This is a genomic window from uncultured Flavobacterium sp. (assembly GCF_951805225.1).
GTDB lineage: Bacteria > Bacteroidota > Bacteroidia > Flavobacteriales > Flavobacteriaceae > Flavobacterium.
The window spans coordinates 6114237-6128444 of the sequence record NZ_OX638201.1 but is presented as its reverse complement, the minus strand read 5'-3'; the positions used below and the strand labels follow the sequence as shown (position 1 = coordinate 6128444).

Here is a 14208-nt window from a genome sequence, read left to right as displayed (position 1 = left end):
TAAAATTTTAGAATATAATGTTAGCCCCCAAGTTGAACCTTTTTACAGTTGGATAAGCACCTTGTGATGCCCAGCCTGTTCCTGCATAATTTGCTTCTCTGTCATCTGGCATATTGGACCATAAAAACAAATTATTTCCATTTAAATAAAATCGTATACTTTGAAACCCTGACGATTTTATCCAACTTGTTTTTCCGTCGAAAGTATAGGCGATTTCAGCATTTTTTAAACGGAGGTAAGATCCGTCATACATATACCTGCTTCCATTGTTAAAGTCGCTGGCTGTAGCAAGCCAACGAGGCATTGGCTGATCTGCATTTGTATTATCCGGTGACCAGAATGATCCCTGATCGTACACCACATGATTTTGCCCTGATAGACTTGTAAGAACAACTTGTCTGGTAACATTATTTACGCCATAAAACTGTACAAATGCGCTGAAACCTTTCCAGTTAACACCTACAATATTGTTATAAGTGTTTTGTGGCGTTCCTGTATAACCATAAGGGATATTATCTTTGGCATCAATAATACCGTCAGCATTATAATCAAGGATATTAAAATTCCCCGGAAGTTTTGTCGCATCATTTGTGCTATGAATTGTACTGGCATACAACTCATCCCAATTATTGTAGTAGCCCTGACTTACATAAGAATGCGCCTGACCAATAGAATATCCTTCACTTTTTTGATAACCTGGCAATAACTCCGGATTATCTGCACTTATAATTTTATTTTTCGAATGCGTAAAACTAGTTGTCCACCATAAATTCAAACCATTTCCAAAAGTATGATTGAACTTTAATTCTAATTCATATCCTCGATTTTGAACTTCTCCTAAATTTGCAACTGGCGCTACTGCACCATAATATCCAGGTATTGCTCTACTGGAACCATTTAATAAAATATCTGTTCGATCTTCCTGATAATAATCAAATGTACCCGAGACGAATCCTTTAAAGAAACCAAAATCAACACCTATATCGCTTTTCTTTGCTTTCTCCCAGTGTACATCTTCATTACCAACAGTCGCTTGTTTGTACCAGGTATAAGGGCTTGCTTCTGCTGCCTCGCCTGTTGTTCCTAAAAGTGAATTACCACCGTATGCCCATTGAGATTGATAAAGAAATCTGCCATTGACATTATCATCTCCAATCTCTCCGTAAGTACCTCTGATCTTTAATAAATCAAGGAAAGATTCTGTGCCTTTCATGAAATTTTCTTTGGAAACAATCCAGCTTAATCCACCTGAAGAGAAAAATGCAAAACGATTCTCCTTGCTAAATTTTTCAGATCCATTGTAAGCTCCATTATATTCTATAAAATATTTATTGGCATAATTATAAGTCGTACGGAATACCCAGTCTTCTCTATAATGCGGAATTTCACTTCCAACAGCGTATTGATCTCTGCTAAAAAGTCCCAAGGCAGTTATATTATGATTTTGAGCAATTTTTGTTTGATAATTTAATTGCAATTGATAAAAAAGTTTACGTGAAGTTGCATAATCTCTCACACTTCCTCCAGTAGTAGTCCATTTTACGCCTTCTTGAAAATCAAACCTATTATTAGAATCATACGTTCTTTTGAAAAGAACTACGCCCGTAACCGGATCAATATACTTTTCTTGTACATCGTTAAACAAATCACTAATTCCGCGATCACCTTCTACAAAAGTGTTATCGAGGGCAACCATTCCTTTAAAGCTTAATCCTTTTATCACTTTGTCAAAACTTTGTTCAAGCGTAAAATCCGTATTTAATCTTGTTGTTGTAACATATTGAATACCACTTATAGCAAGATTTCGTACTGAATTTGATGCTTTTCCTTGATTTGGTGCATAATATCCCCAGGAACCATCCGAATAATACGGCAGAAAAACATCCGGAGCAGTTGAATATGCTGCATCCCACATCGTATATTCACCTCCGGAAGCTCCCCAAGGACTTTTCTTCTCGCCACGAGAACCGGCAAGACCAATTTTAAACACTGTACTAGAAGTAACTTGAAAATCTAAATTACTCCTAACATTCAGACGATTATAACCATAGCCCGGATCATATCCTCTATTATTGTTGTATTTTTTAAACAAATCACCTTCACTTAAAAAATCAGCGCTTGCAAAATATTTTACAGATTTAGTTCCGCCGCTAACATTTAAACTCGCATTATAAGACATTGCATAATCATTAAATAATGCCTTTTGCCAGTCTACATTAGGATAACGCTCAGATTCCGCTACATTGGCCGGATATCTATACTTATCAATAATCGCCTGAGGAACATAATCGACCCAACTCGACGGACTCAATGCCAACTCGTTTTCGATAACCCTATTTTTAACCATTAACCCGTCATAAGAATCTAGCTTAGAAGGCAATTTAGAAAGGGTTTTTACAGTCGTATTAAAAGTGGTTCTTATCAATGCTTTACCAGATTGACCGCGTTTAGTAGTAATAAGTATTACTCCGTTTGCACCTCTAACTCCATAAACCGCAGTAGCCGAAGCATCTTTTAATACCGAAACAGATTCTACAGAAGTTATCTCAACACTATTTATTGGTCGCTCTACACCGTCAACCAAAATAAGAGGTTGCGCATTATTCCAGGTACTTGCACCACGTATAAAAAGCTGAGGATCTTCCTCACCGGGCATACCAGAACTTGCCGATGTTATCAAACCCGGTACATTACCCGTCAATGCGGCACCAATACTTTGAACACCACCGGCACGTTCCAGGACTTTTCCTGAAACCTGAGTAATTGCAGCTACTAAACTTTCTTTTTTCTGTTTTCCGTACCCAACTACAATAACCTCGTCTAAGGTCGTTTTCTCGGGTGTCAATACCACGTTGATTTCTTTGATATTGCCAACTTGTTTTTCAACAGTTTTGAACCCTACAAAACTGAATAGCAAAACAGCATCAGAAGGGACATTAATTGTATATCTTCCATCAAAATCAGTAGTCGTACTTAAATTCGGTACTCCTTTTACTGAAATAGTAGTTCCCGGCACACCGTTTCCATCTTCTGATGATGTTACCCTACCAGTAACTGTAATATCCTGCTTGATCGTACTGTTTGTAACATATTCTGAATCAGAGAAGAGATTCTCTGCAGCGGATAATTGGGGGATAAACAAAAACTGAAACAAAACTCCTAAAGGCAGATACATTGCTCCGTTTAGAATTTTAGATAATTTTATTTTCATGTTATTTAAATATTTTGAACTTGATCTATACTTTATACTGCTGTCAATAGTATCGATACTATCGATAAACAGATACAGACTTGATTAAATTAATTTTATATTTTTTCCAGCCGGAAATTGATAATACTTTTACTTTAATTCAGGCTGCTATTTATAATCACATAAATAAATTATCAATGTCTAAATGAGATTATTTGAATCGGTGGATGATTGATTGTCTTAGTAAAACGGCTTGTATCCAGCCTAAAGTTGTTTCCTAAATAATTCGGGAATAGCTCTTTTGATTTACTTTCTTTATATTCCTCATAAGATTTGAGAATTACACGCTGGCAAAAAGAACCAGCTTTTGAAAAAATTTTTCGATAAAATAAGGTTTTGGTCATAATGGTTAGTTAATAAAGTTTTGGTTAATTATTTTGGTTGTTTTTTTTAATTCATAAATAAAAATTGTTTGTAATATTCACTACGCAAATCACTAAGCTTAAATACAATATTGTCATTTCTCTCCTGAAGCTTCGGGAGAGAAATCTCCGCAAGTAACTCCGTAACAAGAATCCAATGTTTGTCGAGCTTCTCGCGGAGATTTCTCCCTTCAGTCGAAATGACAAAACCTTTGCGCCTTCGCGCCTTTGCGAGATTAATTTCATTTTCTAAAAACTTAACTCAACGACATTGCACGGCGTGTGATATTTTTATAAGTAATGCCAAGATATGTCGCTCCGCTGGAGCTTATGATAAGTCATCATTTTATATTCTAGTTCAGGTCTTTAAATAAAAGAGGCGCCATTTCTTTAAAACTGCGTCTCCACGTCAAAAATTCGTGACCTGTATTTTCAGAGACATAAGAAACTGCATTGTATCCGGCATCTTTTAGAGTTTTTACTGCAGTCTGTACAGATTCCGGTTTTTCACGGCTGCCACAGCTTATAAAAACAAGCTTAACTTTAGATTTATCTTTAATTTCTTCAGGTTTATAAATACCTCCGCTTAAGAGTGCATAATGAGAAAAAACGTCGGGTTTATTGAGTGTAATCGTGTGTGTTTCCATTCCTCCCATTGATAAACCTGCCATTGCGCGATTTGCCTGATTCGAAAGTGTTCGGAAATTTGAATCAACATAAGGGATTAATTCTTCTACAAGAACCGTCTGAAAAGGCTCTATTTTGAAACTTGCCAAACCTCCATATTTAATTTCATTTGTCATTCCGTACGTCATTACAATAAGAAATGGTTTTATTTTTCCTTCAGAAATTAAATTATCCATGATTAGATTTACATGTCCCTGATTGCTCCACGCTGTCTCATCTTCTCCCCAGCCATGTTGCAAATACAAAACGGGATATTTTTTATTTTTATCTTTATCATAACCCGGAGGTGTGTATACAAAGGCTCTGCGCGATGTATTGGTACTTTTTGAAGGAAACAAAATCTGCTGTACATTTCCATGCGGAACCTCTTTTAATGCATAAAAGTCCTTATCGTGAGCAGGTATTTCGATACCGCTTTCCCAACGTGTCGATCCATAAAAGTTAAGCGCACCGGGATCGTTAAAAAGACCTCCGTCGACCGTTACATGATAATAATGAAAGCCTTCATCCATTGCTCCTGCTGTGGTACCTCTCCAGAAACCATCTGCTTCTTTTGCAAGAACAGTTCCTCCTTTTGCCCCGCCTAATCCAAGACTTACTACAACAGACTTGGCTTCGGGAGCTGAAATTTGAAATCGTACATACCCCTGAGAATTGACTTTTGGATATTCTTGTCCGGGCTGATTTACTGTTGAAGATTTAAAATCTTCGATAATTGAAGTCTGGCTCGTTTGTGCAAAACCTACACCGCCTGACAAAACAAACATCCATAAAATGGCAATAGTATACTGTTTCATATTTTTATTTTTTTGATTTAAAATCTAATTAACGTTCTACGGCTATAATCTTGTAATTTCCGCTAAGATGCATTAGACTGAAGAGGTACATTAATCCATCATAATACGGATCAAAATAACCGTCATCATAAGGTTCGAGTTTGGCATTCCAGATCGCGTGAACAAAATCGATGCTGTTTTTATCAGGATTCACTAACGATGCAGTTGCCGCTGTTGACACCAAACCGATAGAATGTCTTAGTTTTTTGACTGGTCCCGCCTGAAGAATAAAATCAGGAGTAGAACCATCCAGATTAAATTGATCTTCATAAGTGTCTAATCCTTTAGATCTAAGGAAATTTTGAAACCTCTTTGCATAATCTTCCTGCCATTTTTTATCTTTTCCGTACCAGGTATAATCCATTGCTATATTCATAGGAACGCGCCACGAATCGTAACGAAACGCAGGAGGAAGCCACGGTGTAGGATGAGGTTCTCCACTAAACTCAGCATAATCTGAAGTTAAACCTGTTACGGGATGGCAGGTTTTATGCAAAAAATTACGGGAAACTTCAGCACATTCTTTATAAAATTCCTCGTGTCCGTCTTTTGCATACAAAGCCCATATTTCATAAAATGCAGGAACATGATACGAAGGATCTGTCCAGTTGTAGCCGCCGCCTTCTGGCACAAAAGATATTTGCTTATGTTCTGTGTTTATAATATTATGCACATTAGCAGTGCCATCTTTTTTCCACATTGCGTCTAATATTCTTCTGGCTTCTTTGTAATAATCTATTCCTGTAGCATTTCCCCATTTATTAGAAGCAAAAAGCAGACTGGTGATATAATACAATTCTCCATCTGAAGCAGAACCGGCTGAATTTTGTTTTTTAGTCACCGGATTCACGCTCCACGCAAAATAACCTTCTCTTGGTCCATCCTGATGCTGCATATATTTTACAGACCATCGCCAGATACGATCAAAAACTTCCTTTTTATTGAACTGAACGGCAATCATCATTCCGTATGACATTCCTTCGGTACGGGCATCTTTATTTTTAACATCAGAAACATATCCTAGTGAATCTCCTTCTTCAAAATAAACTTTGTTCGGTCCTTCAAAAACATCATAATATGCTTTCGCTAATTTCTTGTCTATTTCACTTTGGCTATAGCCCGCTTCTGCAAAAAGATTGCGGTATTGTGGTTTTTCTAGTTCTACTTTTTCTGCTTTCTTTTTATTTTGGCTAAAGCCAAGAACCGGAATAATCAAGGCAAGAATCAGTATTAAAAGTCGGATTCTAACCAAGTATTCGCTTGTCGCATTTTTATGAATAATCATGTTTATCTTTTTATTAGTTAATAAAAAAAATGTGCATTCTAAACCCATTCCTTTTTTTGAATGGAAAAATTAAACTGAGATCCTTTTTTTATTTGATCTTACTAACACCTTCTGTAGTTTGTATTATTTTTTGAATGGTTCCATCTTTATTATAATGCATATCATCTACACAGATTGAACGTCTGTAACTCCCGCCAGTTGGCAAACTTCCGTTATGATAAAAAAAGTATGATTTTCCTTTATAGTCGATAATACCAGGATGTGTGGTAAAACTATTTTGTACATTTTCCTGAATAATCCCCTGATAATTCCACGGACCTGTTATCGTTTTGGCGGTACAATATTCTATCATTTCCGGTTTTGTCCCTGCACTGGCATATACTAAATAATACAGTCCTTTTCTTTTGTAAACCCAAGGTCCTTCGATATAATTTTTAGGTTTAAAAGTGGTAATTGGGCCATCCACTTCTGTCATGTTCTTTTTAAGTTTTACCCATTTACAGCTTCCGTTTCCCCAAAACATATAAGCTTGTCCGTCGTCGTCAACAAATACGGTTGGGTCAATATCGTCCCAGGCAATTTTCATATCAGTTGTCATTTCATTTATGATGAGCGCTTTCCCAATTGCATCTTTAAAAGGACCTGTAGGACTATCTGAAACCGCTACACCAATCGCTGCGCCACCAGCGCTTACGGCATCTTTTTTATGAAATGTAGAAACAAACCAATAAAACTTTCCATCTCTCTCGATACATTGAGCGGCATAAGCGTCACCCGTAGCCCACGAAAATGTACTTGGCGAAAGAAGTGCGCCATGATCTTTCCAGTCTTTCATATTTGTTGTAGAAAACACATGCCAGTCTGCCATTTTGTAGTTAGTATCTTCTGGAGTTGCCACATCGTGTCCGGTGTATAAATACAATATGCCTTTATGCACAAGAGGAGCCGGATCTGCGGTAAAAATATCCTTGATTATAGGATTTTGTGCTTCTATTTTAATTGCTGATAAACAGCATATTATTAAAAATAAAATTTTGGTTTGGTTTTTCATTACTTGTTTTTTGGTTTGGTTTTATAGTTAGTGAATACTGCTTTTAATTCATTTTATTTCACTTGAATTTTAGATTTAATTTTTATCGGCTGATTTTTTTCATTTCAGATTATAGGAATTTCAATTACTCTATCGGAATTAATGAAATCACAAAACCTCCTCTTCGAAGCAATTTTACAGTAATAGTACTTTCCTTATTCACTTCTATATTTTGTGAAGCAAATGCTTTATCATGTTTACCATCGGCAATAATAACGGCACGATAATTAACTCCCTCCTGCAAAAAATCCAGTTTGATTTTTTTTGTTATTTCTTCACGCTGAGACGCACTTATGCCTCCAATGTACCAGGCATTCCCTTTTTGACGTGCTATCGTTATTTCCTGACCCGGATATCCGTCAATAAGCTTGGTATTATCCCATGTTGTAGGTACTTCTTTAAGGAAAATTTTTGCTTCATCCGGTAATTCATAATATCCCTCGGGACGATCTGCCAAATGTTGCAGAGGAGATTCAAAAATCACTGAAAGAGCAAGTTCATGTCCGTAAGAAGTTTGATGTGGAAATTGAGAATTGGTAAACGTAACAGGCGTATAATCCATTGCTCCTACTACGTTTCTTGTAAAAGGCAAAATGGTGTTATGCTCTGGCGCTGTGGTCGAAAATTCAGGTCCATTATTATACCATTCGGCGCCACGAACTGCTTCGTAAGTCATTAAATTTGGATAAGTGCGTGACCAGCCGCGCGGTACAAGGCAACCGTGAAAATATACCAGCATTTCAAATTGCGCCGCATCTTCAAGAATATCAATATAATAGTTGATCATGTCTTGTTTTTCGCTTTCAAAAAAATCAACTTTAACTCCGGCTACACCAAGTTTTTTAAGTTTTGTAAATTCTTCAACTCTGTTTTTATGAGTCAGCATTCGATCTTTTGGAGTCGAAGGAACCCATGTATGATCTCCTCCTGAATTGTACCACATCAAGGGTTTTATTCCTTTTGAATGTATGTATTTTAAAGCATCTTCCAGATTTCCGCCATTTGCCATCGTATCCCATTCCCAGTCTAAAAGTGTATAAGGCCAATTCATATTTACGGCCAAATCTGTAAAATCGCATACAATTTTATAATCTTTAGTTCCGTGATTACTTGACCAGTAATTCCAGGAAACTTTCCCTGGTTTTATCCATTGCGTAGTTTTAAAAGCAGTTGGCGTTGAAACATCTTCGATTAAAGTACTTTCGACAATATCAGACAAACTGCCTATTGTAATTACTCTCCACGGAGATTGCCACGGAAGCGAAATAGCAGGTTTTGATTCGCCGGTTCCTCTGGCATCTTGCGCATCAGGAAAAGTAAGCTTGTATGTATTCGCATCTTTTGTATTGCTCAATTTTGTACCACAGTAACTGCGATTCAAATCCGCTTCATGCAGTAAAAACCAGCATGATTTATCCGGTGAATTAAACAATGCCGGATAACACGATTCTTGCTGCACTATTTTATCATCGCTGGAAGAAGCATATAAACCTTCATTTGCCGGATTCCATTTTTCTAACCAGCGTTTACTTTCTTTTGGTATTTGATAAGCCGTGAATTCATCCTTAATTATATAGGTACCTTTTTTCTCCGAAAATTCATATCGAAATGCAACGCCATCATTATAAACTCTTATAATAATGTTTAGTTTGGCTTTATTGGGATTTTCAAAGGAAACAGTTACTTCATTGGCTGTATTTTCACGTACTGACTTTTTACCAAATGGCAGTTCATAATGTTCTTTTATCAATTTTGGCTTACTTACTTTTAAGAAAATAAGTTCTTTAAAAAAATCCTGATCATTTCGTGAAAGTCCTAAGCTTATTTTTGGAAGTATTTCAGATGTGTTTTTATCTGTCTGATACTTTATTTTAAGATTCCATTCTCCTTTATTATTATTTGTGCCATGCAAAGTGATCGCGATTTTTTTATTAGGCGATTCTAATTGCATTTGTTGTGACCAAACATTACATAAGCCAAAAACAAAAAAGGACAATAAAATAATTTTCAACTTCATAATTTTATTTTTTTTCTATCTCGAAACAATTTGAAAGACTAGTTATAATCAGAAGAAATGTCATTATGATTAATTGCGATTTTTGGAAGTAAAAAGCCGAAACCTATTTGATCTTCGGCTTTTTTAAAAACTAACTAACATAATTTCAACTCAATTTTTTTAAACACTTCTTTTTTGGGTAATCATCTTTATATATAGTATAGATTTCAATTCTATAGATCGGCTTAAAATAATAAGTGTATTTATTACAAATATAAATAAAAACAATTAATACGCAATCGGTTGTATTATAATTTATTAATGATTACACAAAAACAAGTCATAAATAAAACATTATAATTATTTTTATAGCTAAAAAATTAAATAATAAATAATTCAATAAGTAGTCGCGAAATAAAAATTACAAATTTAAAAGCGCTTATTCATTTTTCTTAAAGAACTCGTAAAAATGACAAACCAACAATAAACAGTCATTTTTAGGGACATATAGAGGGAATAAAGAGGAGAGATTTCATAAAAAAGAAAGCTAAAACAACCGTTAGCTTAAATTATTGAAGAAAACAAGCATCTATTAAATTGAGAAGTTATTTTTCTCTTTAATTAATTAAAATCTAATTATTTTTTAGATACTTAATTAAGACGTTTATACACCTAAATTAAAAAGTGAGAAGAGCAATTTGAATTTACTTTTTTTTCTAAATTAGGAAATTCAAATCGCAATATAGATTCAATCGTTTCACTGAAACCAATTGTGCTTCAAATATGATATTTTAGGCTTCAAAAATGATAATCTTATTTCAACTTTCAGACTATTTTTACATTTCACATTCTGTTAAAATGCAGTAAAAAAGAAGTGCTCTGTTTTTATAAAAAAGAATACTTTAAAAAGCAATTCCAAATTAAAAAGACGGATAAAAACAGGTAAAAGCAATTAATAAATTTATGAGTGATACATCGCAAAAGCTTTCTGTATTAGAAAAAATAGGTTACGGTTTAGGTGATTTTGCAGCAAATTTAATTTTTCAAACTTTGCTGACTTTTTTAGCTTTCTTTTATACAGACGTTTATAAAATTCCTGCCGGCACAGCAAGTATTATAATCTTTACAGGAGGTTTTATTGGTGCCTTTTTTAATATCATTATGGGCGTTATTGCTGATCGTACTCAAACTAAATGGGGAAAATTCAGACCTTGGATATTATGGACTGCTTTACCTTTTGGGATTGCTGCAGTTCTCTCTTTTCTAACTCCCAATTTCGGAATATCCGGCAAGATTGCTTACGCACTTTTAACGTACTTTTTTTTAGTGATACTTTACTCGGCAAACAATTTACCCTATGTTGCTTTAAGTGGTGTTTTAACAGGCGATATGAAAGAACGAAACAGCCTTTCCTCCTATCGATTTGTTGCTGTAATGGTCGCTCAATTTATAATTCAATCACTTCTATTGCCATTAGTTTTAATCCTAGGAAATGGAGATAAAGCAGTTGGCTTTAAAAATACGATGATCCTATTTGCCTTTGTTGGCGTCATTTGTTTATTGGTTGCTTTTTTTTCTACCAAGGAAAGAATCATTCCAACAAAGAATCAGGAATCTTCGGTTAAGCAGGATTTTATCGATTTGTCTAAAAACGGGCCTTGGCTGGTTATGGTGCTGGTTACTATTCTTGTATTTATAACCTTATCTTTAAAAGGTGGTATGTATGTTTTCTATTTTAAATATTATTTAGATCCAGCCGCACAAACTATTTTTTTGAATGATATTGGTTTTACGACATTTATTGACAAACTGAACAACTCTTTAACGGCAATGGGATTTGTAAATTTTCAGTGGCCAAAAGACGCTCCAACGTCTGCATTTAGTCTCTTTAATGCCGGAGGAATTACTTTCATGATCTTTGGAATTATGTTTTCAAAACCTCTTGCAGATTCCTTTGGTAAAAGAAATATTTACATCTGTTTTATTTTTCTATCTGCTATTAGTTTACTGCTATTTAATTTTTATAGCAGAACAGCTATTGCAATCGTTTTTATAACCCAATTAATACACGGATTTATTTACGGAATAACAATTCCTTTGTTGTGGGCTATGATTGCTGATGTGGCTGATTACAGCGAATGGAGAAACAATCGAAGAGCGACTGCTACTGTTTTTTCGGCAATGATTTTCGGGCTAAAAATCGGAATAAGTATTGGCAGTGCTTTAGGCGCAGCTTTTCTGTCTAAATATGGTTATGTAGCCGAAGAAGTTAATCAAGTGCCGGCAGCAGTAGAAGGAATTAAACTTTCTGTTAGCATTTATCCAGGCTTTATATTTATTATAAGTGCAGTTCTGTTGTGCTTTTATGTAATAGATAAAAAAATGGAAATTCAAATAGAAACGGATTTAAAGGAAAGAAGGGAAATATAAAGTCGAAAAATCGTAAAACCTTAAAATTGAAAGCATTGAAATCAATTAAAACTTTTTATAATCAATGAATTGCTCGTTTTATCTAATTTTAAAAATGTGACGCTATATTGTGGTTATTATATTTATATACTTCAAAACTTTATGGATTAAACTAAACAATGCAAATCAATAGTTAAAATGTGCCTTTAGGTACTAAATATTGGTAGTCATTAGATTCCAAATTTGTCGTCGTGCCTTAGAGCAATGTCATTAAGCTAAGCTTTTAAAAAATAAAATCCGTTTTTATCTGCGTTTTTACGAAGTAAATCTGTTTTATCCGCGTCAAAATTAGACGCTGATTTTACTGATTCGCTAAAGGAAAACGCTGATAAAAACGGATTTTTCTAATTACTTTCTTGATTAAACTGTTAAGTAATTTTGTAGATTTCCACTTAACTTAATGACATTGGCCGTAGGGACGCAACAAAACGATATCCATTGCGTACCTACGGCACGCTGGATTACTCCAATTCATCTTTTCTACCAAGATTTAGTGCCTAACGGCACAAAATACAAATAACTATCTATTATGAAAGAATCGATATTTACACAGATTGGGATTTGCCATTATAAAAATTTCAGTAAGCATCGCAACCATCAATAATTTAAACTGTTAGATTATAAATTCGTCAAACTTAAAGCATCTCTATACTTACTAAAAAAACAAAGAGCGCATTTTACAATGCGCTCTTTGTCAATTACTAACTTAACTCAAACTTACCAAATTTTAATTTTTAGTAACCAGGATTATTATCACTTGGTTTTATATTAGGATTTGAAGATGTCTCTCTGTTTGGTATTGGCCATAACTCACTTTTACCAGTTTGAAAACCAGTTCCGGCTAATTCTGTAGCAGCAATTCCCCATCTTATAATATCATCAAAACGACTTTGCTCACCAGCAAATTCTACTTTACGTTCATGTACAATTGCTTTAAAAACAGCATCTTTTGTAGCCGTAATATTAGTTGCTAAATTGGCTCTGTCTCTAACTTCTTTAATGTATGCAATTGCTGTAGTTTGTGAACCTGCTGCTCTTTGGTTTTCACATTCGGCTTTCATAAGCAATATATCTGCGTAACGCATCACTTTGAAGTTAATACTTGAGCGTGTCGCTTCATCTTCTCTTATGTAATAGTTTTGATATTTTTTCCAGCCTGCTCTTCTAATACCTGCAGAAGTAGTAAAATTACTTGCTATCATTACCTTAGTTCCTTTCAAATAAGTTGAACCCGGCACATAAAAAGTATCTCCGAAACGGTCATCGCCTACTTCATACGAATCTAATAAATCGTCTGACGGATACACGTTATACCAGCTTAGGTTACCATATTCCTGTCCTCTAAGTGTAGACTCTTCAAAACCAGTTCCCTGACTATCACCAACTGCACCCCATTGATCACCTGTTCCGTTTTTCTCGTCAAACTCAATTTCAAAAATAGATTCTTTACCGTGTTCTGTTTCTGCCATAAAGTTGTTGTAAAAACTGCCTTTATCTTCAAGACTGTATCCGGTAACGCCATTAAAAGCAACCAACGCTTCATCGTATTTTTTTTCGTATAACAATACTTTTCCCAAATAAGCAAAAGCCGCTTCTTTATTGGCTCTTCCTGCTGCTTCTGTTGCTCTTGGCAAAAGATTTTTAGACGCAAATACAAGATCTTCTTCAATCAAGGCATAAACTTCTGCCTTTGGACTTCTTCCTTTACCAACAATAGTACCTGTTTTATAAATTGGTAAATCTCCAAATCGTTTCACTAAAAGAAAGTAATAGTAAGCTCTTAGAAAATGAGCTTCTCCTAAATATTTGTTCTTTTTTTCTTGTGATAAAACAGAATTTGGAAGAGCATTTATTTTCGCTTCATTATCCAGTACAAAATTAGCTCTGGATATTCCTATATAACAGGCTTCCCAATAATATTGAATAATATCATTTCCTCCATTAAAAGAAAAATCCTGAAATGGTTTTTTGTTTCCTTCTAATTGTGGATTTCCTAAAGCATCATGCCCCATAAGATCCATCGCAAAAGAAAAATTTCTTCCGTAAAGTCCTCTTGTCTGTAGACCTGCATAGGATGCATTTACAGATGACTGCACCTGTGCTTCGCTTTTAAAGAAGGTTTCAGGCGATAAAGTGTTGGGATTAGTTAATTCTAATTCACCAGTGTCACATGAAGTTATAGTTAAAACTCCGGACAGCACTATAAGTATATATTTTATTTTTCTCATTATCT

Annotated in this window: 7 protein-coding genes; 1 reads left to right on the top strand and 6 read right to left on the bottom strand. The window is 34.8% G+C overall.

The genetic code is table 11. From position 1 onward, the window contains the following. Positions 1-7 precede the first annotated feature (7 nt). From WN975_RS25455 to WN975_RS25435, 5 genes are all read right to left on the bottom strand, one after another. A complete protein-coding gene (locus tag WN975_RS25455) occupies positions 8-3211 on the bottom strand; it encodes a TonB-dependent receptor (RefSeq protein ID WP_337968913.1) in 3204 nt (1067 codons plus the stop codon). Between the two features lie 754 nt (positions 3212-3965). Further along, positions 3966-5096: an alpha/beta hydrolase-fold protein gene (locus tag WN975_RS25450; protein ID WP_337968912.1), complete on the bottom strand. Its 1131-nt coding sequence runs from the start codon at positions 5094-5096 to the stop codon at positions 3966-3968. A gap of 28 nt (positions 5097-5124) precedes the next feature. Next, positions 5125-6420, bottom strand: coding sequence for a glycosyl hydrolase family 8 (locus tag WN975_RS25445; RefSeq protein ID WP_337968911.1), 1296 nt, complete (start codon positions 6418-6420; stop codon positions 5125-5127). Positions 6421-6508: 88 nt separating this feature from the next. Continuing rightward, positions 6509-7471 (bottom strand): glycoside hydrolase family 43 protein, encoded by a 963-nt coding sequence (locus WN975_RS25440; protein WP_337968910.1) that lies wholly within the window; start codon positions 7469-7471, stop codon positions 6509-6511. Between the two features lie 124 nt (positions 7472-7595). Continuing rightward, on the bottom strand, positions 7596-9527 hold the full coding sequence (locus WN975_RS25435) for a glycoside hydrolase family 97 catalytic domain-containing protein (RefSeq protein ID WP_337968909.1): 1932 nt from the start codon (positions 9525-9527) through the stop codon (positions 7596-7598). A 942-nt stretch (positions 9528-10469) separates the two neighbouring features. On the opposite strand from WN975_RS25435, the gene WN975_RS25430 reads away from it, so the two are divergent. Continuing rightward, positions 10470-11936, top strand: coding sequence for an MFS transporter (locus tag WN975_RS25430; RefSeq protein ID WP_337968908.1), 1467 nt, complete (start codon positions 10470-10472; stop codon positions 11934-11936). A gap of 773 nt (positions 11937-12709) precedes the next feature. On the opposite strand, the gene WN975_RS25425 is transcribed toward WN975_RS25430, so the two are convergent. Beyond that, on the bottom strand, positions 12710-14203 hold the full coding sequence (locus WN975_RS25425) for a RagB/SusD family nutrient uptake outer membrane protein (protein ID WP_337968907.1): 1494 nt from the start codon (positions 14201-14203) through the stop codon (positions 12710-12712). Positions 14204-14208: the final 5 nt, after the last annotated feature.